Genomic DNA, 26,798 nt, shown 5'->3' with positions numbered 1-26,798 from the left:
AGGCACAGTTCGACTGGCTTCAAGAAAAATCAGGTCCGACGGCGGTATTCCATCATCCGCGCGCGGCTGAGCACGAGTTCCACCCTGTTGTCGTCGAGGGCATGAAGGCAGACCCGTTTCGTCCACGGCCCATCATGGAGCGTGAAAAGGAAGCGGCCGTTGCCGAGCGCCGTCAGCGGCATCGCATGGCGCACCGGACCAACCCCCATCAGCACCGCCCCATCGCGGATCTCGAACTCGGCCCCCTCCGGGGATTGCCACGTTCCAGCAAACGATGCCGGCACCGCGTGTTCCTTGGTGACGGGCAGGAACCGCCGCGCTGCATGGCCCGCCTCGCCGACGAGCGCCGACCCCTCCAGTCGCAACCGCATCGGCGAGGAGGCCGAGCGCGAGGAAACCCAGTCGTCGCCGTCATCGTAGAGCGTGTCGTCGGCATCGAGATAGGTGCAGGCGCTGCCCTTGATCTCGAGCCACCACGGACCTTGCTCCGTTGCATAGAGGCCGTCGGGAACGCCGGTTGCCGGTTTCGGCAGCGGCAAGCCGGTCAGCGCCGCCATGCTTTCGAGTGCGATCTTGTTGCCGTCCGTGTCCTCGCGGTTGGAGACGATGACGAAGCCCGACCGGCTTTCCGGGGCGAGCAGGAAGTAGGCCTTGTAGCCGGGGTGTGAACCGCCGTGACCGACGAAGCTACGGTCACCAAGCGTCGACAGGCGCAGGCCAAGGCTGTAGCCGCTCGGCCTGCCATCCGCCAGGAAGCGTGTCGCCTGCAGCCTCTCCAGCAAACCTTCGTATCGGCCTCGCCCCGCCATCAATGCTTGCAGCCAGGCAGCGAGCGCATTGGTGCTTCCGGTCAGACTGCCCGAAGCGGAGATATGCAGGCCGGCGGCGGAAAGCTGCCAGCGTTCGCCGTTGTACCAATAGCCCGGCACCAGCCCGGCGACCGGATCGTTCCAGACATCGGGCGCCTTGAACGTGACGCCCAGCGGCCCGGCGACTTCGTTCTGGATGAAATCATCGAAGGCAAAGCCCTTACGCTCCAGTGCCGCCTCGACGAGGCGATAGCCGCTGTTGGAGTAGGAGACTTCGCTGCCGGGATCGAAATTCAGCCGCCGCAAACGCGCCAGAAATGCCAGAAGTGGTGCGGCCTGGGTTTCCGTGTAGACGGAGAGGCCGAGCAGCGACAGGCATTCGCGCGTGTCCGGCAGGCCGCCGCTCATGTCGAGCGCCTGGCCGACCGTCACGTCGGCAAGCGGCGAGGCAAGTTCGGGCAGATGTTGCCCAAGCCGGTCGTCGAGCTTGATGATGTCGTCATGGCCGAGAACCATTGCGCAGAAGAAATGCTTGGTGACCGAGGCATAACGAACGACGCTTTCGGCCGAGAACGGCGCGAGCGTCGCCAGGCTTTCGACGCCGCGCGCATGCGAAAAGCGGATGCCGCTCTCATCGAAACCGACGATGGCGCCGCCCGGTTCGTTCTCGGCCCACTGCTTGGCGAAACCTTCGGCGGTGGCGGATGCGGCGTGCCAATCGAAATGTACCGGCATGTTGTCTTCCATTGTGTTTGTTGTCACGACAGGGACGAGGTCAGGCGGGCTCTTCCAGCCCGACGCTCAGCATACGCAGTTCCGTCGTATGGGCATGGCTTGTCTTGCCCGCTCGAAGGTCCTGTGCACTCAGTTGCTCCACCATTTCGCCATTCAGCATGACGCCGACCTGACCACAGAGATGGGCGATCACGGCGAGGTTGTGGCTGACCAGAATGTAGGTGAGGTTTCGCGCTTCGCGAAGGTCGGACAAAAGGTTGAGGATTTCCGCCTGCACCGAAACGTCGAGCGCGCTCGTCGGTTCGTCGAGCAGCAGCACCTGCGGATCGGCGATCAGCGCCCGGGCGATCGCCACCCGCTGGCGCTGGCCGCCGGAAAGCTGGTGGGGAAACCGGAACCGGGCCGCCTGCGGCAGCGCCACGTCGGAAAGCGCCTGGACGATGCGCTTGTCGATGTTGTCCATGCGGTGCACCAGCGGCAATTCGCTGAGAATGCGGTCGATCGTCTGGCGCGGGTGCAAAGAGCCGTAAGGGTCCTGGAATACCATCTGCACCCGGCGGAAGAATCCCGACGGACGCTTCAGCGCAGCCGCCTCTCCACCAAAGGCGATGCGGCCTTCCCAACTTTCGTTGAGTCCGGCCATTGCCCTGAGGATCGTGGACTTGCCCGAGCCGCTTTCGCCGACGATGCCGAAGCTGTCGCCCTTCCTCACCGAAAACGACACACCTTTGACGACCTCGCGGTCGCCGAATTTGATGCGGAGATTTTCAACGTCGATCATGCAGTGAGCCACGATGCATCGCGGTTGAGAACAGGCAGCCGGTCCCTGGGATGCGTAAGGGAAGGCATGCAGTTGAGGAGCCCCTTCGTGTAGGGGTGACGGGCGTTCAGCAGGTCCGAGGCTTTCAGTTCCTCCATGACCCGCCCGGAATACATCACCGCGACGCGATCGCAGAAATGCGAAACGAGCGGCAGGTCGTGGCTGATCAGAATGAGGCCCATGTTGCGCTCGGAGACCAGCTCCTCGATCAGCCGCAGGATTTCTGCCTGCACGGTCGCGTCGAGCGCACTCGTCGGTTCGTCGGCGATCAGGAGTTCCGGATCAGGCGCCAGCATCATGGCGATCATCACCCGCTGGCCCATGCCGCCCGAGACCTCGTGCGGGTAGGCGGCGGCGACTTCGCGCGGGTTGCGGATCTTTACCTGGTCGAGAAGATGGATCGCCGCTTCGAGCGCTTGCCTCTTGCTGCCGCCCTTGTGGGCGCGCCAGGCTTCTGCCACCTGCCGGCCGATGTTCATCACCGGGTTCAGCGAGTATTTGGGATCCTGCAGGATGAAGCCCGCCCGCTTGCCCCGGATCTGACGCATCTGCTTTTCCGAAGCGCTCAGCACATCGACGCCGTCGAAGGAAAGCCGATCGGCGGAAATCAAGGCATTCGCGGGCAGCAGCTTCATCAGCGCCCGCGCCGTCAGGCTCTTGCCCGAGCCGGATTCACCGACGATGCCGAGTTTCTCCGCACCGAGCGAAAGCGACACGCCGCGCACCGCCTCGAACCGGGAAGAGCGGTTCTCGAAGGCGATGCGAAGGTTTCTGATATCAACCAGCATGGCTCAGTCTCCCTTCGGATCGAGCACATCGCGCAATCCGTCGCCGAGAAAGTTGAAGGCGAGCGACACCAGGAAGATCGCGATGCCGGGGACGGTTGCGACCCACCATTGCTCGAAGATGAAGCGTTTGGCCGTGGCGATCATCGCGCCCCATTCCGGCGACGGCGGCTGTGCGCCCATGCCGAGGAAGCCGAGGCTTGCGGCGGTGATGATGATCGAGCTCATGTCGAGCGTGATGCGCACGATCAGGCTCGGCACGCAGAGCGGCGCTGCATGGCGCATGATGATGCGCCAGGGCGAAGCACCGGTCAGCCGGCAGGCGGCGATGAAATCGCTGCGGCGCACGGTCATGGTTTCGGCGCGGGCCAGGCGCGCATAGGGCGGCCAGGCGGTGAGCGCGATGGCGAGAACGGCGCTTTCGACGCCCGGCTTCAGCGCCGCGACGAAGGCAAGTGCCAGAATGAGCCGCGGGAAGGCGAGGAACACGTCGGTTACCCGCATGAGCACCGTATCGACGATGCCGCCGAAATAGCCGGCGATGCAGCCGACGGCAAGGCCGATCGGCGCAACCAGGACAACCACCGCGACGACCATGCCGAGCGTCACGCGGCCGCCGTAGAGGATGCGCGAGAAGATGTCACGGCCGAGCTCGTCTGTACCGAGCCAGTGCGCCGCATTCGGGGCGGCAAGCCGGTTTGTCAGATCCTGGATCGCCGGGTCGTGCGGCGCCAGCACCGGCGCAAGCACGGCGAGCAGGGCGAAGACGAGGATGATCGTCAGTCCGATCATCGCCAGCGGGTTGGACTTGAGTTTCAGCCAGATGCGATAGCGGTGGCCCCAGGAGGCCTGGGTGCGCGAGGCGGGCGTTTCATCCAGCGCCCAGTTTCGAAAGGTCGTAAGCATCATCGGACGCGGGGATCCAGTACACGATAGAGAAGGTCGGCGATGAGGTTGAGGCCGACATAGATGAGGCCGATCAGCAGCGTTGCTCCGACCACCGGGTTCATGTCGGCGTTCATCAGCGACACCGTCAGATACTGGCCGAGGCCCGGCCAGCTGAACACCGTTTCGGTGACGACGGCACCTTCGAGAAGCCCGGCATAGGTCAGCGCCAGAACCGTCACCAGCTGCACGGCAACGGTCGGGAAGGCGTGGCTCCAGATGACTGTCGAAGCGGACAGTCCCTTGGCGCGCGCGGTGATGACGAACTCGCCCTTCAGCGCATCGACCATGAAGGCCCGGGTCATGCGGGTGATATAGGCCATGCTGAAATAGGCGAGGATACAGACCGGCTGCGCCATATGCGCGACGGCGTCACGGAAGGCATCCCAGTCGCCTGATATCAGCGTGTCGATCGTCAAAAGGCCGGTGATGGGATCGATCATGCCGTCGAAGATTATATCCTGACGGCCGGGTCCCGGCGCCAGGCCAAGCGTGGCGTAGAAGATCAAGAGCGAGATCAGCGACAGCATGAAGACCGGAACGGAGTGACCGGCAAGGCAGACGACGCGGATTGCCTGATCGACGAATTTGCCCTGCCGGACGGCGGCCCAGACGCCGAGCGGAATACCGATTACTGCCGACAAAAGCAGCGCCGCCGTTGCCAGCTCCAGCGTTGCGGGGAAGAACCGGGCGATATCGGTCGAAACCGGATTGCGCGTCAGGATCGACATGCCGAGATCGCCGTGCAGCAACTGCCAGAGATAGCGGAAGAACTGCACGATCAGCGGCTGGTCCAGACCCATCTCGATGCGGGCGCGGGTGATCACCGCCTCGGAGGCGTTGTCGCCGACCGCGGCGATCACCGGGTCGACCGGCATGACGCGCCCGATCATGAACGTGACGATCGTCAGGCCGAGCAGCGTCAGGAAGACGCTGCTCAACGTGGTGGAAAAGCTTCTGATACGTTTGTTCAAGCCTTGGACGCCTCTGCATAGGAGTGGGAGTCCGACAGCGTGCCGAGCCGGATGCCGGCAACGGCCTTGCGGCAGGCGGCCGTGGTCGTTGTCTGCAGCATGAAGGCGAAGGGGCTGTGCGCCATATGGGCGCGCTGCAGCTCCTCGTAAAGCGCGATGCGCTTTGCCGGGTCCTTCTCGTCGCGGGCGGCCTCGGCCTTCTTCGCCATCTCGGCATCCTGCCAGGACGAGCGCCACAGGAAGGGCCGCGACTTGGCATCATCCGAATTGTCGGGGTTGATGTTGAACACGTCGGCATTGGCGTGCGGGTCGAAATAGTCCGATCCCCAGGCCGAAAGCGCCATCTGATGCTCGCGTGCGCGCATCTTGGTCAGCACCTGGCGGTTTTCGGCGGCCTGCAGCTGCACGCGGATGCCGATTTCGGCGAGGTTTGCCTGGATCGCCTGCGCCAGATCCGGATAGGGCTGTGCCGAATAATGATCCATGACGATGTCGAAACCGGCTTCGAGGCCAGCTTCGGCCATCAGCGCCTTGGCCTTGGCCACGTCTTTGACGAACGGCGCATCGTTGACAACGCCCGGATAGCCTTCGGGCAGGAAGCTCTGGTGGATCTTGTGGGTGAGGGGCACGATGTTTTCCTGCATGCCCTTGTAGTCGAGTGCATGCTTGATCGCCTGCCAGACCTCAGGCTTTGCGAGGTTCGCCTGCTTCTGGTTGAGCGAGATCAACACGAGCGAGGCGACGCCCTTGCGAACGAGCGTGTAGTTCTCGTCGCCCTGCAGGGTGCGCAGCTGCTCGGAGCTAAGGTTGCGGGCGATATCGACGTCGCCCTTCTGCAGCATCAGGAGCTGCGACGACGGGTCGGCGACATGGCGCAGGATGATGCGCTTGATATTGCCCTTGTAGGGGCCATTCGGATTGACCGTCAGCGCGACGCTCTCGCTCGGCTTCCAGGATTGCAGCGCGAATTCGCCCGAACCGGCGGTGTTCTTCTGCAGCCAGGCATTGCCGAGGTCGCCGTCGACTTCATTTTCGAGTGCCACCTTCTTTTCGACGATGCTGCCGACATTGGCCGAGAGGCAGTAGAGCAGGAAGGCGAGCGATGCCGGCTGCTCGAGCGTGAGGCGAAGCGTCGAGCCGTCGACGGCGACGATGCGCTCCTCGACATTTTCGGGCGTGAAGCCGAACTGGGCGATGATGAAGGCCGGGCCCTTGTTCATCTTGATGGCGCGCTGCAGCGAGAAGGCCGCATCTTCCGCCGTCACCGGCGCGCCGCTGGCAAAGGTGGCGCCGGTGCGAAGCTTGAAGGTGAAGACCTTGCTGTCCGCATCCGTTTCCCAGGATTCGGCCAGGATCGGGTCGACCTTGTTGGCGTCGTCCAGGTTGGGGTGAACCAGCTTCTGGTAGATATTGCCGCAGATTTCGCTGCCGACCGCCTCGAAGCTCTCATGCGGATCGAGGCTCGTCATGTTGTCGAGCTGTTGAGCGACAACCAGGATGTCCTTCGGGGTGTCAGCGAAGGCCGGCACCAGGCTGACATAGGACAGAAACGGTACGGCAGCGCCGCCGATCAACAGGTTGCGTCTGGAAATCATCGGAAATATCCCCTTCTCGGACTTAACGTCATGCGAACGGCCGTTGTGAGGTTTTTTGACTTCACCTCACCCTCAGCCGTGTTCCCTTGTTAGGGCCCGGATTAAGCACAACATGGCTTGGTGCTACCAATTCCGATTTCGGCAGGGCCTATGCATGGTTTGCATTTGCGCCGATGGACGGCTTTCCCCTAGGTCTGTCAGGTGATTATGGTCGCGCGCGACGGCGAGCTGAGTCGTGCGCAGCCGGCCACCGTGGCCGGCAAAAAGATTGAAAGGCGATCCCCAGTTGACCACACAGGCGAAAATTCCGGTCTTCGATGGGCATAATGATGTGCTGTCGCGCTTGTGGCACTCGCGGCAGGCAGATGCAGAGGCCGGCTTCATAGACGGCGGCGGCAGCGGCCATATCGATCTCGTCAAGGCCGAGAATGGCGGGCTCGCCGGCGGTCTTTGCGCCGTCTATGTCGCGTCGCCCAACATGCAGAAGGATGCCAATGGCGATTTCGCAACGCCGGATCAACAGGATGCGCTAAAGAGCACGCTCGGCATGGCGAGCCTGCTCATGCGTCTGGAGCGGCAGGCAGGCGACCGTTTGAAGATCTGCCGCTCGGCAGCCGATATCCGTCAGGCGATCGCCGACGGCGTGTTCGCGTCGGTGCTGCACATCGAAGGTGTGGAAGCATTAGCCGCCGATCTTGATGCGCTTTACGTGCTGCACGCCGCCGGCCTGCGCACGCTTGGCCCGGTCTGGAGCCGGCCGAACATCTTTGCTTATGGGGTGCCGTTCCGTTTCCCGTCGTCGCCGGATATCGGTCCGGGCCTCACTGAAAGCGGCAAGGATCTGATCCGGGCCTGCAATGAGCTGCGCATCATGGTCGACCTGTCGCACATGAACGAACAGGGCTTCTGGGACATTGCGTCTCTTTCCAACGCGCCGCTGGTCGCCTCCCATTCCAATGTGCATGCGCTCTGCCCGCACAGCCGCAACCTCACGGATCGCCAGCTCGACGCGATCAAGGATACGGGCGGTCTCGCCGGCATCAATTTCGGCGTCTTGTTCCTGCGTTCGGACGGCATCAAGAACCCGGATACCAGCCTCGACCTTTTGGCGGATCATATCGACTACATCGCCAACCGCATCGGCATCGATCACGTCGCGCTCGGCTCGGACTTCGACGGCACTACGATCCCGGCGGCGATGCGAGACGCCGCCGACCTGCAGCTTCTGGTCGACCTGCTCCGCGAGCGCGGCTACGACGAGGCATCGCTGGCGAAAATCTGCCACGGCAACTGGATCCGGGTGCTCGAAACGACCTGGGGCGCATAAGGCAGATCACGCAGCGAGCCTTATCGGTTCGCTGCGATCGCTGCGCCTGCGTCGTCGAACAGCGATGAACTCGCCGCATCGATCCGGATGCCGACGGTCTCGCCGATGCGATAGGGCGTGTCGGCGGGCGCGCTGACATTGATCAGCCCGAGTTTGCCGGCGCGCACGAAGACACTGGTGTTGCCGCCGAGATATTCGCTGACCTCGATGGTGCCCCGGCAATCGCCGCTGTCGGGCGAGACCAGCGAGAGATGCTCGGGCCGGGCGCCGAGGTGCGCCGGCGCTGCCGGGCCGGACAGCGGCAATCGAATGCTGCCTTCGCCGGATAGATCGAGCCCATCTGCGCTGCGCCGGCAGGGCAGAAGGTTCATCTTCGGACTGCCGATGAACTGGGCGACGAACAGGTTTGCCGGCGTCTGATAGAGCGCCTGCGGGCTGCCCTGCTGCATGACGCGGCCGTCCTTCATCACCACGATCCTGTCGGCAAGCGTCATTGCCTCTACCTGGTCATGGGTGACGTAGATCATCGTCGCGCCGAGGGTGCGATGCAGCTTGGCGATTTCGAGCCGCATGTCGACGCGCAGCGCCGCGTCGAGGTTGGAGAGCGGCTCGTCGAAGAGAAAGCCGACCGGTTCGCGAACGATGGCTCGCCCGATCGCCACACGCTGGCGCTGGCCGCCTGACAATTCCTTGGGGTAGCGTTCGAGCAGGTGCGTGAGCTTCAATGTCTCGGCTGCAGCCTCGACCTTAGCCTTGATCCGGTCGGCAGGCAGCTTGGCAAGCTTGAGCCCGAAACCCATGTTGCGGCGAACCGTCATGTGCGGGTAGAGCGCGTAGGATTGGAACACCATGGCAAGCTTGCGCTCGACCGGTGAGACCGCGGTTACGTCGCGGCCGTCGATGAAGATCTGACCGGAGGTGGTTTCTTCCAACCCGGCGATCATCCGCAGCAGCGTGGATTTTCCGCAGCCGGACGGACCGACGATGACGACGAATTCGCCGTCGGCAATGTCGAGATCGAGCTCCCGGATGATCTCCAGATTGCCGTACTGCTTGCCGGCCTTTTTCAGCGAAATCGTAGCCATGGTTTTCTCCGAAATATGGGGTCAGCCCTTGACCGCGCCTGCCGTCATCGAGCCGCTGATCTGGCGATACATGATGAGGCCGAGCAGAACAGGCGGGAGTGCGCCGACGATCATGACGGCGGACGCCACGCCCCATTGAACGCCGCCGCCGCTGGCGGCGAAGAAGAACGAGGCGCCGACGGTGATCGGCACGGCCTTGGAGGTCGTCAGCATCAGGCCGAACAGGAACTCGTTCCAGGCCGTGATGAAGCCGAAGATCAGGCTGGTGACGATGGCCGGTCGGCAGACGGGGGCAATCACCCTGAAAAGGATCTGCGTCCGGCTGGCGCCATCCATGAGGGCTGCCTCGTCGAGTTCGGCCGGCAGGTCGTGGATGGCGTTGACGAGGATGACGAGCGCCAGAGGCAGGTTGACGATGGTCAGGATCAGCCCGAGGCCGAGGCGGGTGTCGAGCAGCGCCAGCCACTGGAACATCATGTAGAGCGGGATCGCGAAGATGATGAGCGGAACGGCGCGCAGATTGACGATGAACGGCAGCAGCGTTCGCTCGCCGAGCTGGCCACGGGCAATCGCGTAAGCCGCGGGAAGGGCGAGCGCCACGGCCAGCATGGTGCCGATCAGAGCGACCGAGAGGCTGTTGAGCAGATAGAGGAAGATGTTCAACCGGTCCGTCACCTGGAAGACCGCGAGATAATTGTCGAGCGTCGGCGCCTGGACCCAAAGGCCCGGATTGGTCGACAGCTCGCGGGTGCTCTTGAACGCGGTCGAAAGCGTCACCAGGATCGGGAAGTTCATGGCGAATGCGGCGATCGCAAACACCAACCAACGAAGAGCGGTGATCATCGGATGGCTCCCTTTCGCCGGCTGGCAATGAAATTCAGGCCGTAGAGCACGGCAAAGGAAACGACGAACAGGATCACCGAGGCGGCGACCGCCTTGCCGATGGCGCCCTGCTTGAAGAACGCCTCGTAGATGTAGATCGACAGCGATGCTGTCGAGCCGCCCGGGCCGCTGCCGGTCAACACATAGACGTTGTCAAACACGCGGAAGCCGTCGATGAAACGGATGAGCAGGGCGACGACGATCGTCGGCAGCATCAAGGGCAGCTCGATGTACCACAGCCGATGGTGGCTCTTGGCGCCGTCCATGGCCGAGGCTTCGGCGATCTCGGATGGGATTGCCTGGTAGGCCATGTAGAACAGCAATAGCGCAAAGGGCGTCCACTGCAGGGTCTCGACGACGACGAGCGTCCAGAAGGCGGAACCGGGGCCGAGAAACGACAGGCTCGCACCGAAATAGGTCCAGAGATAGTAGGGTACGGGGCCGACGAATTCGTGCAGCACCAGCCGGTACATCAGGCCGACCAGCGCCGGCGCAACCATCAACGGCAGCATCAGGATTGCCATCAGCCAACTGCGTCGCTCGATCAGCGGCGACAGGAAGATGGCGAGGAAAAGCCCGAGCGTGCATTCGAGCACGGCGGTCAGAAGGCCGAAGCGGAACGAGAACCAGCTTGCCTGCCAGAAGGCGCTGTCGCTCCACACGGCGGCGAAGTTCCCAAAACCGGACAATTCGGGCTGGCGCAACGTTTCGAACGAGACGTCGGAGACCGAATAGATCAGGTTGACGATCGCGGGAAAGCCGAGAAAGACCAGGAGAAACAGCACCACCGGCGTGGCGAGAAGCCTGAATTCCTGGATAAGGGGGCGTTGCTGGGCTTTCGTCATCGGACCAATCTGTATCTGGCTTTCCTATGATCATCGACGGCTCCGCGATGGGTCGGACGCCCCGGGGGCGTCTCAATCGCATGGCTGTCGATCTCGCCGAAATGCACCGGCGGCAGTCCTGCCGCCGGTGCATTTCGCTCATTTCAGCAATTCGGCCATGCCCTTTTCTGTATTGGCCAGCGCATCGTCGATCGATTGCTGGCCGGACCAATAGCCGGTGAACTCCTTGGCCTGCAGTTCGTAGACCGAGAGCGCCTTTGCCGAGGTGCCGCCGCTCATGACGTAACCGTACTTGCCGGCGAATTCTCCGAGCTTGACGAGATCCGGCCGTGCGTCGGCGACTTCGGCGACCACCTCGGGCGTCAACGCCGGTGCGCCGTTGTTCCTGGCGTAGATCAACGCCGCTTCCTTCGAAGACAGCCACTTGAGGAACAGTGCGGCCCCTTCCTTGTTCTCGGCATTCTTGTTGAGACCGAAACCGAGGCCGTGGATATGGGTGAAGCGACCTTCCGGGCCGGCGGGAGGTGCGACGGTGTCGGTGACCTCGGCAACGGCCGGGGACTTTTCCTTGCTGGTCAGATCGCCAGCGGCAGCGTTCCATTGCAGCATCGCGGCCACCTGGCCGGAAGCAAAGGCGGCGTTAGCTTCCGCAAACTCGTAGGAGAGAGAATCGCGCGGCGTCGCTCCGTTGTCGTAGAGCAGCTTGTAGATTTCGAGACCCTTGCGATAGGCGTCGGAGTTGACAGTGATCTTGCCGCCGTCGTCCATCCAGTTGGCACCGTAGGCACGCGGCACCGACTGCCAGATCATGATGTTGAACAAGAGGTTCTTGAGCTGCAGCACGGTGCCGTAGCGGGTCGGACTATCAGGATTGACGGCTTGCGTGAAGTAGAGCGCGGTTGCGGCATAATCGTCCCAGGTCCATTCGTCCGGAGCCTTCGGCTCGAGCTTCTTGCCCAGATGCTTCTCCGAAATCTCCGCATACTTCGTCTTTGCCGCGTCATCCTTCATCAGGGCGTCGACCAGGTCCTTGCGGAAGTACATGAAATGCAGCGACAGGTCGGTCGGCACGCCGTACTGCTTGCCTTCATATTGCATCGTCGAAAGCACGGAGTCGCCATAGACGGCCTTGGCCTCGCCTGACAATTCGACCGGCTCCATGAACGGCGCGTAACGGCCGATCGAGTAGGTGGCGAGCAGGTTGAGGTCGAAAGCCTTCGAGCCAGCGGCAAGATCGGCCTGCAGCTTGTCCCAGAAGCCGTCACGGTTGAAGAACAGCAGCTCGACCTTGTCCTTGTCGGCAACGTCGGACTTGGCATTGTAGGCATCGGCTGCAGCGCGCAGCGCCACTTCCTCCGGGCCGCCGGGCCAGCCGAGCACGGTGACTTCCGCAAGTGCCGGGCTTGCCAGAAGGCCGGCGATACCGGCTGCGAGCAGTGCTCCTCGTTTCATGGTCGCAAGTGTCATCTTTGGTTCTCCCTCAAAGTTGTTGTTGACGCTCTGCAAGATCTGCGATGCCGACCACGCCGGCGTTCTCCCCGAGTTCGGCGGCGTGGATCGATGGCTTGAGGCGCGGCGGAAGGTCGCTCAGCGCGCGCTCGATGGATGTGAGGTAGCTCGGCGCCAGCCCGATGCTGCCGCCGATGACGATGCGCTTGGGATCGAGCGCGAGTTGCACGTTGCGGCAAAGAAGTGCCGTCCGGCGCGCCGAGGTCTCGACGATCCGTCGCGCCCAATCCTGTCCGGCGTTCGCCGCCGCAAAGACCTCGCGGGCGGTGGCGCCCTCTTGATGGGGGCTGGCCTCGCTTGCGATCCAATGGCCGGAAACCTGGTCTTCGAGCATATGGCGCGATGCCTCGTCGAGGCGAAACTGGCCGAAATGGCCGGCAAGGCCGCCGAGCAGACGGCCGCCCACGACGATGCCGCCACCGATGCCGGTCGAAACCGTGAGGAAGACCATGTCCTCGCGCCGGCCGGCGCCGAAGCTGAACTCGCCCCAGGCTGCCGCCTGTGCGTCGTTTGCTGCGAAGGCAGGTGAACCGGACAGCCGAGCGATCGTGTGGGTCAGCGGGAAACGCTCGGGGATGTCGAGTGTGTTGCGGTTGAGCGCCGACCAATGGCCATCATCGACGATGCCGGTGACGGCGGCGCCGACCTTGTCATAGCGTCCCTTCCACGGGGCTATGGTGTCGAACAAGGCCTGCAGCCATTCGGCCGGATTGCCGCCCCGGGGTGTCGCCATCTTGTGCGTGTCCAGCACGGTTCGGTCGCGCACCAGCGCCGCCAGCATCTTCGTGCCGCCAAGATCGATGGAAAGGGTGGCCTGCGCCTGCGCCATCACCGTCACGCCCCGCTTGATGCCAGCGTTTCGTCGAGCGCTGCGCGGAACCACGAAGTCACATGCTCCGGCCGCGTAATGGCGGAGCCGACGACCACCGTGAAGGCGCCGGCCCGCAAGGCGCGTGATGCCTGTTCCGGCGTCCGCACGCAGCCTTCCGCCACGACGAAGGGCGTAAGTTTGCGCATCGCCGCAATGAGTGCGAAGTCCGGTTCGGTCGGCTCAATCGGTCCGGTGTAGCCGGCGAGTGTCGAGCCGACGATTTCGGCGCCTTCACGCAATGCCTGTTCGGCGTCGCTGCTGATCGAGCAATCGGCCATGGCGATTTTTCCCGCCGCGTGGATGTGTTCGATCAGGCTCCTGGTCTCGACCGGGCGCGTCCGCTGGGTTGCGTCATAGGCGATGACATCCGCGCCGGCTGTGGCCAAAGCGTCGACATCCTCGATCAGGGGCGTGATGCGAACGGGTGAGGTCGTCAGATCGCGTTTGACGAGCCCGATGATCGGCCGGTTCGTCGCCTGGCGAACGGCACGCACGTAGTCGGCGGATTCGATGCGCAGCGCCGCGGCGCCGCCATCGAGGGCCGCCAGGGCGAAGCCGACGACCATGCCCGCGTTGTCCATGACGCCGCCCTTGACCGGCTGGCAGGAAACGATCAGTCCGTTCTTCAGGCTTTGGATTTCGAATGTCACGCCGGCTCCTCTGGCGCGGGTGAGACACCAATGGCGAAGTCCGCCTCTTCCCGCACGCACTTGCAACTCGGTCGCGTCATGGCTGTGGGCTGGCTCAGCCCTGCATCGTTGCGATCCGATCTGACCACTACGGTACCAGGGCAAGACCAGATTGCAACAGGAATTAAACTGGTATTATCTCATCAATTCGATGACGAAGTCGTAGACGTCGCCGCGATATTTGGTCTGGGTAAACTCGACGATCTGGCCGTCAGCGAGGAAGCAGCGCCGCTCCATGATCAAAAGGCTGGTGCCTTCGGGTGTCGCCAGCAGGCGGCGCTCCTCCTCGCTTGCCGGCTTTGCCTGCATGCGCTGCAGCGCCCGGACGGGAAGGGCGCCGTGGGCGGCCAGATATTCGTAGAGCGAGGCGCCGATCGCTTCCGGTTGCGGCACGAAACGGGCGGGGAGCGCCGCGGTTTCGATCGCAATCGGGGTGTTGTCGGCGGTGCGCAATCGCCGCAGGCGCACGATCTTTTCGCTGCCGGCAATGCCGAGCGCCATCATCTCGGCCGGCGAAGGGCGGCTGATTTCCCGCGAAATCCAGACGCAGCCGGGCTCAAGGCCGCGCGACCGCATGTCCTCGGAAAAGCTGGTCATCGTCGCCAGCGATTTTTCGACCCGGGATGAGACGACGGTCTTTGCGCCCTGCCGCCGATCCAGCAGCCCTTCGGCAACCAGGCCCTCGATGGCTTTCCTTACCGTCACCCGCGATATCGCGAGACCATCGCTCAGGTCCCGCTCGCTCGGAATGACGGCACCATGCCGCAGAACGGACGCGCCGATCGCCGCCTTGATCGCCTCCCCAAGCCGGCGGTAGAGCGGCTCGCCGCTCTCGCCGGACATCGTCTGCAACAGAAAGTCGAGAGTTGCCTGATCGCTCATGGAGACACCTGCTTGAGATGTCTCCTTATGCAATATTTTTTTCCGGTGTTAAACTGGTATTGTTCTTGCGGTGTGATTTTGCGGCTTTCCCGGGGGGGGGCAGCGGTCCGGCTTGGCCATCAATGATGCCAGACTCAGCGCCTGGCTTGCGGTGACTGCACTATTGCCGCGACGATGACGCGCACCGGCGGCAGCACGCAGACGGCTTGGAAACGCCACCAGCCACGAGATGCCCCAGGCTTTCATCCACAGGGAGAACAGATCTGCCCTGAAGCCGGAGTTTGCTGCCGCCGAGACGGCCGAGACGAGGCTGGACATTTGGCGAGAAGGCAGGGCACCCACCGCCAAGATCCGCACATTCAACGACCTTCTGAGCAAAGGGCTCAAGCTCGACCACCTCTGACGACGGCAGGGTCGGCTACTTTGCGAACCTCTTGGCGCCGGCCACACACAGGACGATGGCGCCGGTAACAGTGAGCATGGCCCAGCTGACCGGTTCGTGGAGAAGTGCTGCCGCCAGCGCCAGGCCGAAGAACGGCTGCAGCAGTTGCAGCTGTCCGACGCCGGCGACGCCGCCGAGCGCCAGTCCGCGATACCAGAAGATGAAACCGATCAGCATGCTGAAGACGGAGACATAGGCAAGTCCGGTCCAGGCGGCGCCATTCACCATCTCGAAGGACGGCAGGTTGGTGAAGAGGCCGATGCCGACCATGATCGGCAGCGACAGCACCAGCGCCCAGCAGATCACCTGCCAGCCGCCGAGCTTGCGCGACAGGCTCGCTCCTTCGGCATAGCCGAGACCGCAGACGATGACTGCGGCAAGCATCAGGAGGTCGCCGACGGGCGAGGCCGAGAAGCCCTGCATCAGCGCGAAACCGGCAACCAGCGCACTGCCGAGGCAGGAAAACAGCCAGAATGCCGGATGCGGCCGCTCGCCACCGCGAAGCACGCCAAAGACCGCGGTGGCCAAAGGCAGCAACCCGATGAAGACGATCGAATGGGCCGATGTCACATGCTCGAGCGCCAGCGCGGTCAGGAGCGGGAAGCCGAGAACAACGCCGAATGCGACGATCGCCAGCGACACGAGATCGGCGCGCGTCGGCTTGGGCTGGCGAAAGACAAGGAGCAGGCAGAGCGCAAGCGCACCGGCAATCGCCGCCCGTGCGACCGTCAGGAACACCGGGTCGAAGTCCATGACGGCTGCGCGTGTCGCCGGCAGCGAGCCGCTGAAAATCAACACACCCAGAAAGCCGTTCATCCAGCCGCTCGTCGTTCTGTCCATTGTCGTCTCCTTTTCCACCTGTATCGGCTGGAGACGATGGCTCTTCCAGAGACAATACGGTACAGTTGCGCCAAACTGTCTCGTATAAGGATCCAGTACAGATGGCGTTTCAGCAAGCGGAGATCGGTGGCGAGACCCTGCTTGAGGGGGTCATGGGCACCATCCGGCAACGCATTGCCGGACGGTCGTTGACGCCGGGCGCCAAGCTTCCCTCCATTCGGGCGCTTGCCAAGACGCTGCGCGTTTCCAAGTCGACGGTGGTCGAGGCCTATGAGCGTCTTGCCGCGGAAGGCGTGATCCGGTCACGCCCCGGTTCGGGCTTTTTCGTGTCTGCCCCCCTGGCGCCGTTGTCGCTGACGGAGGTCGGGCCCCGGCTCGACCGTGCGGTCGATCCGCTCTGGGTTTCGCGCCAGGCGCTTGAAACGGACACCAAAGTTCTGAAGCCCGGCTGCGGCTGGCTGCCGGCGTCCTGGATGCCCGAGGCGGCGCTGCGTCGCGCGCTGCGCTCGATCGCGCGCGCGGATACCGCCGGTCTGACGGATTACGGCACGCCGCTCGGCTTGCGACCGCTGCGGCAGTTGCTGGCGCGACGGCTGGCCGAGCATGGGGTCGAGGCATCGCCCGACCAAATTATCCTCACCGAGTCAGGCACCCAGGCGATCGATCTTCTCTGCCGCTTCCTGCTGGAGCCCGGCGACACCGTCATCGTCGACGATCCCTGCTACTTCAATTTCCAGGCGCTGTTGCGGGCGCACCGCGTCAATGTCGTCAGCGTGCCCTATACGCCTGCTGGTCCCGATCTCGATCGCTTCGCCGAGGCGCTGGAGACCCACCGTCCTCGCCTCTACATCACCAATTCCGCCGTTCATAATCCGACGGGCGCCACGCTTTCTCCCGTGATTGCGCATCGTCTGCTGCGGCTTGCCGAACAGGCAGGTTTGACTGTTGTCGAGGACGACATCTTTGCCGATTTCGAGCATGTGCCGGCGCCGCGGCTTGCCGCCTTCGATGGCCTCGACCGTGTCGTGCAGATCGGCAGCTTCTCCAAAACGCTCTCCGCGTCTGTCCGCTGCGGCTACATCGCAGCACCGCGAGGCTGGATCGAGGGGCTGACCGATCTCAAGATCGCGACCACATTCGGCGGTCCGAGCCTTGCCTCTGAACTCGTGCTGACGCTGCTTCGGGATGGCAGCTATCGAAAGCATATGGAAGCGCTTCGCCTGCGTCTGACGCGGACAATGACCGAGACGACCGCGCGTCTGGTGGCGGTCGGGATCACGCCCTGGATCGAACCGCAGGCCGGCATGTTCCTCTGGTGTCGGCTTCCAGAAGGTCTCGATGCGTCGGAGTTGGCGCAGAAAGCGCTGGCGCACGATATCGTTCTTGCGCCCGGCAATGCCTTCAGCCATTCCGGTTCGGCGGCAGGATTTCTGCGCTTCAACGTCGCCCAGTCGACCGATGAGCGGCTTTATCGCGTGCTGGCAACGATTGCCCGATAATCACTCATGTCCATAGGGGCCGTTTTGACGGAGCCGTGAGGTGCTGCTTGTTTTTCGAGCAGCCTTTCGGATGCCTGCCGCTGTCGAGCCGGCAAGGCCGCCGCAATTGCGTCGCCGCTATTCGCCAGCGTCTAAAGCACCTGAGCAGGCCAGTGCCTCAAAGCTCGGCTGCCTGTGCCTATTTTGTGTGCAATCCGCTTCATCCTTAGTCTCTGCCTGCCGTTCGATCCGTTGCCGGGAATGCGGCGGGCATTGATTTTTCAATCTCCGGCGACGCAAACGCGAACTGGCACGATTAATGCATTCTTATGGCTACCGGTTGTTGGGCAGCTGAATTGGGTTGCCGGGCCGCTTCGGAACTTAGCCAGATCATGGCGCCATGTGAGAGAACGCAATGACAAAGTATAAGCTCGAGTATATTTGGCTCGATGGGTACACACCGGCCCCGAACCTCCGCGGAAAAACCCTGATCAAGGAATTCGATGCCTTCCCGAAGCTGGACCAGCTTCCTTTCTGGGGCTTCGACGGAAGCTCGACGATGCAGGCGGAAGGCAAGAGCTCGGACTGTGTCCTGAAGCCTGTCGCCGTTTATCCCGACAGCGAACGCAAGAACGGCGTTCTGGTGCTGTGCGAAGTCATGATGCCGGATGGCAAGACGCCGCATCCGTCCAACACCCGCGCCACCGTGCTTGACGATGAAGGCGCCTGGTTCGGCTTCGAGCAGGAATACTTCTTCTACAAGAACGGCCGCCCGCTCGGCTTCCCGGAAACCGGCTTCCCCGCACCGCAGGGCCCGTATTACACCGGCGTCGGCTACAGCAATGTCGGCGACATCGCCCGCAAGATCGTCGAAGAACATCTCGACATCTGCCTGGCCGCCGGCATCAACCACGAAGGCATCAATGCCGAAGTGGCCAAGGGCCAGTGGGAATTCCAGGTCTTCGGCAAGGGCTCCAAGAAGGCCGCCGACGAAATCTGGCTGGCGCGCTACCTGCTGCAGCGCCTGACTGAAAAATACGGCATCGATATCGAGTATCACTGCAAGCCGCTCGGCGACACCGACTGGAACGGCTCGGGCATGCATGCCAACTTCTCGACCGCTCACATGCGCGACGTCGGCGGCAAGGACTATTTCGAAAATCTAATGTCGGCCTTCGAAGAAGCCCGCGCCGACCACATCGCCGTCTACGGCCCTGACAACCACATGCGCCTGACCGGCAAACACGAGACGCAGTCGATCCACCAGTTCAGCTACGGCGTGGCTGACCGCGGTGCCTCGATCCGCGTTCCGCACAGCTTCGTCAACAACGACTACCGCGGTTACCTCGAAGATCGTCGTCCGAACTCGCAAGGCGACCCCTACCAGATCGCCTCGCAGATCCTGAAGACGATCTCGACGGTGCCGACGGATGCCGAAAACCAGATGAAGGCGGCCTGAGCATGTGTCGTGGCGTGCTTTAACAGCACGCCACGCACGCTCTGTCTCCAGGCACACGCGATCGGCGACGATTGCAGAACAAAACGCCCCGCTTTCGAGCAGGGCGTTTTGCTTTTTGCCGTCCTGGGAGGATAGCTTTGCGGATGCCGGCCGGGTGAAGGTTCAGGCGGCGCGAACGAAGTGATCGGTGTCCACTTCGACGATCTTGTCCTGCGTCAACGCCGATTTGCGCCTGATCTCTTCCGCATCCTCAGGACGCAGCCGAACGCTCGGGTCGTCGAAGCGGATATCCGGATCGGGCACGGCGGAAAGCAGCAGTTTCGTGTAGGGATGGGCGGGATTGTCGATCACCCTGCCGACATTGCCCCATTCGACGATCTGGCCGGCATACATCACGGCGATATCCTCGGCGACATAGCGGGCCGTGGCGATATCGTGGGTGATGTAGAGCAGGCCGAGCTTCATCTGCTGCTTCATCTCGCTCAAGAGATTGAGCACGCCGAGGCGAACGGAGACGTCGAGCATCGACGTCGGTTCGTCAGCGACGATCACTTCCGGCTTGGCGGCAAGCGCGCGGGCGATGTTGACGCGTTGACGCTGGCCGCCGGAGAGCTCGTGCGGATATTTCGGCGCAACGATGTCAGGGTCGAGCTTCACCTGTTGCAGCAGCGCCCGCACCGTCGCGTCGATCTCCGCACGCTTGATATCCGGGCGGTGCAGCAGCAGCGGTCGCTTCAGGTGATAGGCGATCGTGTGGGCCGGGTTGAGCGAGGCGAACGGATCCTGGAAGATCATCTGCACCGCGCGGCGATAACGGGCCGTCTCGGTGGGGCTGGCGCCTTCGACCGCTTGACCCTTGAACAGGATCTTGCCTTCAGTCGGCAAATACTCGCGCATCGCCATGCGGGCGCAGGTGGTCTTGCCGCTGCCGGACTCACCGACAAGCGCAAGCGCTCGGCCGGCATGGAGCGAAAACGAGATCGAACGGGCCGCACGAACGGCACCGGGCCCATGGCCGAATGTCTTGGTGACCCTGTCAAGCGCAAGGATCGGGGTTGGCCGGCCGGTCATAGCAGGACACCTCCATGGAGCGACGGGAAGGAGGCCCAGAGTTGTTTGGTGTAGTCGTGCTGCGGCGATCCGTAGATCGCTTCGGCAGTATTCTGCTCGACAAGCTTGCCTGCGAGCATGATGCCGATACGGTCGCAGAACTGGACCATCAGGCCGAGGTCGTGGGTGATGAACAGCACGGCAAAGCCGAGGCTGCGCCGCAACTCGTTGATCCGCTGCAGGATTTCGCGCTGGACGACGACGTCGAGCGCCGTCGTCGGCTCATCCATGACCACAAGCCGCGGGTCGAGCGCCAGGCAGATGGCGATGACGATACGCTGACGCATGCCGCCGGAAAACTGATGCGGGTAGTCGCGCATGCGGTCCGGCGCGATATCGACCAGCTTCAGCATTTCGGCTGTGCGGTCGCGCGCCTGCGCGCGGCTCATGCCCTTGTGGGTCTTCAGCACGTCAAAGAATTGCTGCTCGATGCGCAGTACCGGATTGAGCGAGTTCATCGCACTCTGGAACACCATGGCGACCTCGCGCCAGCGGAAATCCCGCAGGCCCCTGTCATCGAGGTCGAGCACGTTGCGGCCGTTGAGCAGGATCGTGCTTTCCCGCCGGATCAGGGCCGGCGGCTTGTGTAGCCGGCTGATGGCAAAGGCGATGGTGCTCTTGCCGCAGCCGGATTCGCCGGCAAGGCCGAAGACCTCGCCCGGTGCGACGTCGAAGCTGACATCGTCGACGGCGCGAAAGTCCTTCTCCTCCCCGATATAGTCGATTGTGAGGTTTTTCACCGATAGCAGTGGCGCGGTCACAGGCGGCCCTCCCCGGAACGGATGAGAGCGGACCAGCGCCCGAGACGATTGCCGGTGCGCAGCCGCGGATTGGCGATCTCGTCGACGGCAAAATTGAGCAGCGACAGGCCGATGCCGAGGAAGGCGAGCGCGAAGCAGGGCGTGAGAATGTCCCACCAGGCGCCGACCGAAAGCGCCGACGCCTTCTGCGCGGCATAGAGCATGGTGCCCCAGGAAACGACCTTCGGGTCGCCAAGGCCGAGAAACTCGAGCGTCGCCTGTGTAATGATCGCGAAGATGACGCTGCCGATGAAGTTGATGCCGACGATCGAGATCAGGTTGGGGAAGATCTCGAAGGTCATGATGCGCCAGCGTGGCTCGCCCATCATCTCAGCGGACTTCACATAGTCCTTCTGCTTGACCGACAGCGTCTCGGCGCGGGTCACGCGGGCGCCCCAGGCCCAGGAGGTTCCGCCGAGGATCAGCGCGATGACCCAGGGGCTTGCCTGGCCGATGAAAGCGGCGAGAACCAAGAGCAGCGGCAGGTTGGGAACGACCAGCACCATGTTGGTGAAGAAGCTGATGACCTCATCGACCTTGCCGCCGCGATAGCCGGCAAGAATGCCGAGCGCCGTGCCGACGAGGGTGATCAGCAGACCGGCCCCAAAGCCGACCGCAAGCGAGGTGCGGGCGCCGTAGATCAGCCGCGTGAACACATCCTGGCCGATACGGGTGGTGCCGAGCCAATGGGCCAGCGACGGCGCCTGATGCGGCCGGCCGACGCGAGCGCCTGGGTCGTAGGGGGTGAGCAGCGGTGCGGCGATCGCCACAAGGAGGATGAAGGCGATGATCGCGACGCCGACCAGAGCCTTGCGGTTGCGGATCAATCCGAAGGGTTGGGTTTTCATCTCACGCCCTCTTCAGTCGGGGGTCGAGCAGCACATAGCTGACATCGACGATGAAATTGGCGACGAGCATGGTCGCGGTCATGATCAGCAACTGCCCCTGGATAACAGGATAATCGCGGGCGAGGATCGCCTGGTAGAGGATGTTGCCGAGGCCGGGATAGTTGAACACGACTTCGGTGACGAGCGAGCCGCCAAGAATGGTGCCGATGGCGATCGCCAAGCTCGATACGGTCGGCAGCAGCGCGTTGCGCGCCGCATACCAGAGCATCACATGCCCGTCCGACAGCCCCTTGGCTCGGGCCATGACGATATAGTCCTCGCCAAGCAGGTTGATCATGTTGTTGCGCATGGTGACGGCGAAACCGCCGGTCAGCACCGTGCAGAGCGTCAGCATCGGCAGGATGCCGTGATAGAGCACGCTGCCGAGATATTGCAGCGTGAAGGCCGGGTCGAGCGCCGGATCGGCGGCGTAGCCCGTGGGGAACCAGTTGAGCGTGAAGCCGAAGAAGAACACGACGATCAGCGAGGTGACGACGGCCGGAACCGAGGTCGCGAAGATCGCGCCGACTGAAACGATGACGTCGAAAAGGCTGCCGCGCCGCCAGGCGGCGAGAATGCCGAGGAAGGTGCCGAGCGTGAAGCTAACGATCGTCGCCGTGCCCATCAGGCCAACCGTCCAGACCAGGGCGTTGCCGAGAACCGTCGCCACCGGGAGCGGGAAATATTTGATCGAGCGGCCGAGATCGCCGCTGAAGATGCTGCCGAGATAGGTCAGATATTGCTGCCAGAGCGGGCCGTCGACGAAGCCGAAGGTGAGTTTCAGCGCCTGCAGGCTTTCGGGCGGAAGTTCCGCACCCGCGCTCGAAAACATGATCTGCACGGGGTCGCCCGGCATCAGCCGCGGCAGGAAGAAGTTGATCGTTGCCGCCGCGAGGAAGGCTGCCAGATAAAAACATAGGCGGCGAAGCAGGAAAGCCATGGGGACTCCATCGACTGCGCCTTGACCCTGTTACTGGCAGGCAAGGCGGCAGAAACGCTTTGAAACGGCGCAAGCCCTTATCCTGGAGCAGATCCGCTGCAGAGGCCGGCGCGAAAACGGGAGCGGCCCGGTGATGAGCCACTCCCGCCAGTCCTGGGGGTATTAGTTGACCGGCTCGAGCGCGAGCAGATGCAGCAGGCGCGCCGGGTTGGTCCGCGAGATCGACGGATTGACGAACGGGGTCTCAGCCGTCACCCAGCCTTTGAAGCGCTTGGTGTTGTACTGGTACCAGTTCGGATTGTTGAAGACCGGCATGATCGGCAGGTTCTCGGCGACGATGCGCTGAGCCTTGTTCATGGCTTCCTTCTGCTTGGCGAGGTCAGCCGTGTGGGTGAACTCGGTCAGAAGCTTCTCGACCTCGGCATTGAACCAGCGCTGCGCGGTGAAGCGCGTCTTGCCCTTGTCCGAAGCGCTGAAGGCGCGCTTGTAGGGATAGTAGGGCGAGGCGGATGCCGGCAGGCTGTTGATCGCCGCATCGAACGTGCCATTGATGAGGTTGCCGGTCCATACGGCTTCTTCCGGCGTCTCGATCTTGGCATCGAGGCCGACGGCCTGCAGGCCTTCGACGGCGATCGTCACCGTGTCGATCCAGTCGGTCCAGGCGCTCGGCACGATGATCGAGAAGGCGATCTTGCTGCCATCCGGGTTGTCACGGAAGCCGTCACCATCCTTGTCGACATAGCCGGCCTCGTCCAGCAGGGCCCTGGCGGCGTCGGCGTCGTATTTGCCATAGGTGCCGAAGTCGGTCGCGACCGATGGATCGGCCCAGCTCTTATAGAGTTCGCCCATGCCGGCCGGATCTTCGTTGAGCGTCGGATAGCCGTAGCCGGCCACGTCCACCATCGTGCCGCGATCGAGCGCCATGCTGGCCGCGCGGCGGAAACTCACGTCGTTGAAGGCCCTGCGGTTGTTCTCGTTGGCGGTTTCCTGGTTGAAGAGGAAAGCCACCATGCTGCTCGGCGAATACCAGAAATGGTAGTGCACCAGGTCCTTGGCGACATAGACGTTCTCGATATCCGGGATGAAGGAAACGCCCCAGTCGAGCGTGCCCGACGCGGTGGCCGTCAGGATCTGGTTGTTGTCGGCAAGCTGCGGGAAACGCAGGCAATCCACCTTCAGCGTCGCTCCGTCCCAATAATGCGGATTGCGGCACTGGTCGTAGGTCTGGCCGGTAAAACGCGGGATTTCCGTCATCGGGCCGCTGCCGACCGGTGTCTCGTTGGCGAAGGTCACCGGCTCGGCGATATCCTTCCAGACATGCTCAGGCACGATCGGCAGCTGAGCGAGCTGCTCGGCGGCAAGCGAGCTCGGATTGGCGAGCGTGAAGCGCACGGTCTGCCCGTCGACAGCCTCGACGCCGGTGATGAAGGTCCAGATGCTGACGAAATCGAGTGCCGGGAATTTTTTCAGGTAGTCGTAGGTGAATTTGACATCGGCGGCCGTCAGCGGCTTGCCGTCCGACCATTTCAGGTCGGGGCGCAGCTTGAACTCGATCGACTTCAGGTCATCGGCAAGCTTGAAGCTTTCGGCGAGGCGGAAGACCGGCTTGTTGTCATCGAAGCGGTTGAAGACGACCAGCGGCTCATAGATGAAATCGAGCGTGCTCTGACGCGCCGATGTCTGGTTGAACGGGTTGAAGTTGCGAACCCAGGTCGTGGCCGGCTCGATATTGACCGTGAGGATCGACTGCGCCATCGCCGGTGCAGCGAAAAGGGTCAGCGCGGTCGCCGCCCAGAGAATGGATTTTGTCATGTTTGCTCCCCCCCATGTTTGGTGAATGGCGTCCCGTCAGGCGACGAGGACGCTCTTGAACATCTCTTCGACTTCGGCATGGGCTGCGCGAACGTCGACCTTGAGCTTGCCGGTCCGGCTCTGGCCGGCGGCGATGCGCTTCTGGGCCGCCTCGGTCAGCGGGCGGGCGGCCTTGGCGGCGGCCTCGCTCTCGGCAAGATCGCCGTGGCTGTGAAGTGCTACGTCCGAGCCGGCGTCGAGCACCTGCCTCACGCGCTCGGGCAGGGTGCCGCGCAACGATTCCATGAAGATGCAATCGGACACGAGCACGCCCTCATAGCCCATGTCCTTGCGGATCACCTCGTGCATCGTCGGCGAGATGGAGGCCGGCAGCTCGCTGTCATAGGCGGAGTAGACGACGTGGGCGACCATCGCCCAGGGCGTATCCTTGAGGGCAACGAAGGGCTTGAAGTCGGTTGCGACAAGCGTTTCGCGCGATGCGTCGACGACCGGGCGCTCCTTGTGGGAATCGCGTGTCGCGCGGCCATGGCCGGGGGTGTGCTTCATCACCGGCATGTTGCCGGTCTCAAGCAGACCGTCGATCACTTCGCGGCCGAGGGCTGCGATGAAATCCGGGTCAGAACCGAAGGAACGGGCGCCGATGACGGAACTGGTCGTTTCGAAGACGAGATCGAGAACCGGCGAGCAGCCGCTGGTGAGGCCCAGTTCGGTCATCATCGTTCCCATGGCCTGCGACGAAAGACGAAGCGCCTTCTTGCCGAGGTCGAGATCATGGCGCGCAAGCTCGGCAAACTGGCCGAAGCTGCGGAAAAGCGGCCAAGGACCGGCGTCGAGATGCTGGACGCGGCCGCCCTCCTGGTCGGTGAAGACAGGCGCGTCTTCCCGCCCGACCGCCTCGCGGAAACGTTCGATCAGGATCTTGACCTGGCCGGGCTCGCGCAGATTGCGGCGACCGACGAAGAGGCCGAGCGGATTGGTTTCGCGAAACAGCGCGAACTCGTCGTCCGAGAGTGTCGGGTTTGGAAGGCCGACGAAAAGGGCGAGCGGCGTCGATGCCATTGGAAAGCTCCGATGTTCAGGTGATTATTTGGATGGACTACGAAGCATGCCTTCGTAGATGCCTTTGTCGGCGGCGGGGATGGCAACGGCGCCGATGGTCTTGGCGTAGAAATCAACCGGCCCGGCATCACCGATGAAGGCATAGGCATGCCCGAGCGTCTTCATGGTCTCCAGCGATGCGGTCAGCAGATCGACGCCAATGCCCCGCCCTCGACTTTCGCCGGCGACCCCGGTCGGGCCGAAGAAGCTGCGCGCCGTGGTGTCGTAGCAGGCAAAACCGAGCAGCTTTCCGTCCTCCACCGCGATGAGGCAGGCAATCGGTCGGCGGGAGAACGCGACGGAAACCTCGCTCGCCCAATTGTCACTGAAGTTCTGTCTTACCCATTCGACGACCACATGCATTTCGGGCGGAAGCGCCGGACGAATGCGAATGCCGGTCGCGTCGGTTTTCCGCTTGAGATTGGCGAACGTCGGCGCATACAAGCTCACAAGCAAGTCCGGCACTCCTGATCCTCCATATATTCCTTTATTAAGGAATTGATCCCTTTGTAATGCAATATGTGTCCTCATCTCAGGCTGGTTGTCAACCGGCAATCGTGGCGATGGAGCCCGACGGCGTGCGCGTCACCATGACGGTGGTGAGAACGTTTGACGGCGCATAGTATTGTCGCGCTACAGCGCGTCGGCTTTGGCGAATGCTCCAGCGGCGAAACGGCGAATCGTCGAGTTGGTCCCAAAAACCAATGGCTTCGAAGTCGACAAGGCGTACACGGCTGGCATTCTCCTGAAAGTGCCGTCACGGGCCGTGTTCTTTCATTGTTCTCGTTATATTGTGATTTACGAAAATACTAAGTTTGGCTTTTGTTCTGTTTTCGCAAGGAGCCACTGTAATTATTGGGATAAATATCCCATTGAATTGATAGATGTTATTTTTATTCTTGATTGCAAGAGTACAGTTTGTTCTGCTTTATTTTCTGTCACGGGTTGTTACTATGCTTTCGGATCAACGAGACCGGGAGCCTGACGTGTCAGAGGTACCTCCACAGCACGTGACCGAGCAGGAGCCGCGATCTCGCCGGCGTCAGGAGCTTCTGACTTTCCTTGTCCTGGCCTTCGGCATCTGGCCGCTGCTTGCCGTCGGCGTGGTCGGCGGTTACGGCTTCATCATCTGGATGCTGCAAATCGTTTACGGCCCTCCGGGGCCGCTCGGGCCTTGAG

Annotated in this window: 25 protein-coding genes; 4 read left to right on the top strand and 21 right to left on the bottom strand. The window is 62.8% G+C overall.

Annotation, left to right across the window (positions count from 1 at the left end; translation table 11 throughout):
* Positions 1-29: 29 nt before the first annotated feature.
* Genes BC363_RS07730 through BC363_RS07705 form a run of 6 tightly spaced genes read right to left on the bottom strand, consistent with a single transcriptional unit; the run spans position 30 to position 6,663 of the window.
* Positions 30-1,544, bottom strand: a complete 1,515-nt coding sequence (locus tag BC363_RS07730; protein ID WP_065787497.1) for a serine hydrolase domain-containing protein — start codon at positions 1,542-1,544, stop codon at positions 30-32.
* Positions 1,545-1,584: 40 nt separating this feature from the next.
* Positions 1,585-2,325 (bottom strand): ABC transporter ATP-binding protein, encoded by a 741-nt coding sequence (locus BC363_RS07725; protein ID WP_065787428.1) that lies wholly within the window; start codon positions 2,323-2,325, stop codon positions 1,585-1,587.
* A complete protein-coding gene (locus BC363_RS07720; RefSeq protein WP_065787429.1) occupies positions 2,322-3,152 on the bottom strand; it encodes an ABC transporter ATP-binding protein in 831 nt (276 codons plus the stop codon). Before BC363_RS07720 ends, BC363_RS07725 begins: the two co-directional genes overlap by 4 nt.
* Before the next feature lie 3 nt (positions 3,153-3,155).
* Complete coding sequence (gene nikC / locus BC363_RS07715) at positions 3,156-4,058, bottom strand: nickel transporter permease (protein WP_065787430.1); 903 nt, start codon at positions 4,056-4,058, stop codon at positions 3,156-3,158.
* Positions 4,055-5,068, bottom strand: coding sequence for an ABC transporter permease (locus tag BC363_RS07710; protein WP_065787431.1), 1,014 nt, complete (start codon positions 5,066-5,068; stop codon positions 4,055-4,057). The genes nikC and BC363_RS07710 overlap by 4 nt, the downstream gene beginning before the upstream one ends.
* Positions 5,065-6,663 (bottom strand): ABC transporter substrate-binding protein, encoded by a 1,599-nt coding sequence (locus BC363_RS07705; protein ID WP_065787432.1) that lies wholly within the window; start codon positions 6,661-6,663, stop codon positions 5,065-5,067. The genes BC363_RS07710 and BC363_RS07705 overlap by 4 nt, the downstream gene beginning before the upstream one ends.
* Before the next feature lie 286 nt (positions 6,664-6,949).
* On the opposite strand from BC363_RS07705, the gene BC363_RS07700 reads away from it, so the two are divergent.
* Positions 6,950-7,990, top strand: a complete 1,041-nt coding sequence (locus tag BC363_RS07700; protein ID WP_065787498.1) for a dipeptidase — start codon at positions 6,950-6,952, stop codon at positions 7,988-7,990.
* 20 nt (positions 7,991-8,010) lie between these two features.
* On the opposite strand, the gene BC363_RS07695 is transcribed toward BC363_RS07700, so the two are convergent.
* The 8 genes from BC363_RS07695 to BC363_RS07660 all read right to left on the bottom strand — a co-directional run bounded on the left by BC363_RS07695 (position 8,011) and on the right by BC363_RS07660 (position 16,035).
* Positions 8,011-9,075, bottom strand: coding sequence for an ABC transporter ATP-binding protein (locus BC363_RS07695; protein WP_065787433.1), 1,065 nt, complete (start codon positions 9,073-9,075; stop codon positions 8,011-8,013).
* A 21-nt stretch (positions 9,076-9,096) separates the two neighbouring features.
* On the bottom strand, positions 9,097-9,918 hold the full coding sequence (locus tag BC363_RS07690) for a carbohydrate ABC transporter permease (protein ID WP_065787434.1): 822 nt from the start codon (positions 9,916-9,918) through the stop codon (positions 9,097-9,099).
* Positions 9,915-10,802, bottom strand: coding sequence for a sugar ABC transporter permease (locus BC363_RS07685; protein ID WP_065787435.1), 888 nt, complete (start codon positions 10,800-10,802; stop codon positions 9,915-9,917). Before BC363_RS07685 ends, BC363_RS07690 begins: the two co-directional genes overlap by 4 nt.
* 138 nt (positions 10,803-10,940) lie before the next feature.
* Positions 10,941-12,254, bottom strand: coding sequence for an extracellular solute-binding protein (locus tag BC363_RS07680; protein ID WP_244519820.1), 1,314 nt, complete (start codon positions 12,252-12,254; stop codon positions 10,941-10,943).
* 28 nt (positions 12,255-12,282) lie between these two features.
* Positions 12,283-13,140, bottom strand: coding sequence for an ROK family protein (locus BC363_RS35850; protein WP_065787437.1), 858 nt, complete (start codon positions 13,138-13,140; stop codon positions 12,283-12,285).
* Between the two features lie 5 nt (positions 13,141-13,145).
* Positions 13,146-13,832: a putative N-acetylmannosamine-6-phosphate 2-epimerase gene (locus BC363_RS35845; protein ID WP_065787438.1), complete on the bottom strand. Its 687-nt coding sequence runs from the start codon at positions 13,830-13,832 to the stop codon at positions 13,146-13,148.
* Positions 13,833-14,006: 174 nt separating this feature from the next.
* Positions 14,007-14,753: a GntR family transcriptional regulator gene (locus BC363_RS07665; RefSeq protein WP_065787439.1), complete on the bottom strand. Its 747-nt coding sequence runs from the start codon at positions 14,751-14,753 to the stop codon at positions 14,007-14,009.
* 418 nt (positions 14,754-15,171) lie between these two features.
* On the bottom strand, positions 15,172-16,035 hold the full coding sequence (locus tag BC363_RS07660; RefSeq protein ID WP_065787440.1) for a DMT family transporter: 864 nt from the start codon (positions 16,033-16,035) through the stop codon (positions 15,172-15,174).
* Positions 16,036-16,136: 101 nt separating this feature from the next.
* Here BC363_RS07660 and BC363_RS07655 point away from each other — a divergent pair, with 101 nt between their 5' ends.
* Entirely contained in the window at positions 16,137-17,534 is a 1,398-nt protein-coding gene (locus tag BC363_RS07655; RefSeq protein ID WP_065787441.1) for a PLP-dependent aminotransferase family protein, read from the top strand.
* Between the two features lie 394 nt (positions 17,535-17,928).
* Positions 17,929-18,972 carry a glutamine synthetase beta-grasp domain-containing protein gene (locus tag BC363_RS07650; protein WP_065787442.1) on the top strand — a complete coding sequence of 348 codons (1,044 nt, stop codon included), beginning with the start codon at positions 17,929-17,931 and terminating at the stop codon, positions 18,970-18,972.
* Between the two features lie 162 nt (positions 18,973-19,134).
* Here the strand turns inward: BC363_RS07650 and BC363_RS07645 are convergent, their stop codons facing one another.
* The 7 genes from BC363_RS07645 to BC363_RS07615 all read right to left on the bottom strand — a co-directional run bounded on the left by BC363_RS07645 (position 19,135) and on the right by BC363_RS07615 (position 26,084).
* Positions 19,135-20,043 (bottom strand): ABC transporter ATP-binding protein, encoded by a 909-nt coding sequence (locus tag BC363_RS07645; protein WP_065787443.1) that lies wholly within the window; start codon positions 20,041-20,043, stop codon positions 19,135-19,137.
* Positions 20,040-20,843 (bottom strand): ABC transporter ATP-binding protein, encoded by an 804-nt coding sequence (locus tag BC363_RS07640; RefSeq protein ID WP_065787444.1) that lies wholly within the window; start codon positions 20,841-20,843, stop codon positions 20,040-20,042. Before BC363_RS07640 ends, BC363_RS07645 begins: the two co-directional genes overlap by 4 nt.
* On the bottom strand, positions 20,840-21,730 hold the full coding sequence (locus BC363_RS07635) for an ABC transporter permease (RefSeq protein ID WP_065787445.1): 891 nt from the start codon (positions 21,728-21,730) through the stop codon (positions 20,840-20,842). Before BC363_RS07635 ends, BC363_RS07640 begins: the two co-directional genes overlap by 4 nt.
* Position 21,731: 1 nt before the next feature.
* Entirely contained in the window at positions 21,732-22,709 is a 978-nt protein-coding gene (locus BC363_RS07630; protein ID WP_065787446.1) for an ABC transporter permease, read from the bottom strand.
* Positions 22,710-22,871: 162 nt separating this feature from the next.
* Positions 22,872-24,521 carry an ABC transporter substrate-binding protein gene (locus BC363_RS07625; protein ID WP_065787447.1) on the bottom strand — a complete coding sequence of 550 codons (1,650 nt, stop codon included), beginning with the start codon at positions 24,519-24,521 and terminating at the stop codon, positions 22,872-22,874.
* Positions 24,522-24,557: 36 nt separating this feature from the next.
* Entirely contained in the window at positions 24,558-25,580 is a 1,023-nt protein-coding gene (locus BC363_RS07620) for a glycoside hydrolase family 3 N-terminal domain-containing protein (RefSeq protein WP_065787448.1), read from the bottom strand.
* A 24-nt stretch (positions 25,581-25,604) separates the two neighbouring features.
* Positions 25,605-26,084, bottom strand: coding sequence for a GNAT family N-acetyltransferase (locus tag BC363_RS07615; RefSeq protein ID WP_065787449.1), 480 nt, complete (start codon positions 26,082-26,084; stop codon positions 25,605-25,607).
* A 521-nt stretch (positions 26,085-26,605) separates the two neighbouring features.
* Between BC363_RS07615 and napE the strand changes: the two genes are divergently transcribed.
* A complete protein-coding gene (napE, locus tag BC363_RS07610) occupies positions 26,606-26,797 on the top strand; it encodes a periplasmic nitrate reductase, NapE protein (RefSeq protein ID WP_065787499.1) in 192 nt (63 codons plus the stop codon).
* Position 26,798 lies beyond the last annotated feature (1 nt).

Source organism: Ensifer sp. LC384 (genome assembly GCF_001695865.1).
Lineage (GTDB): Bacteria > Pseudomonadota > Alphaproteobacteria > Rhizobiales > Rhizobiaceae > Ensifer.
This window is presented reverse-complemented; position numbering and strand designations above follow the sequence as displayed.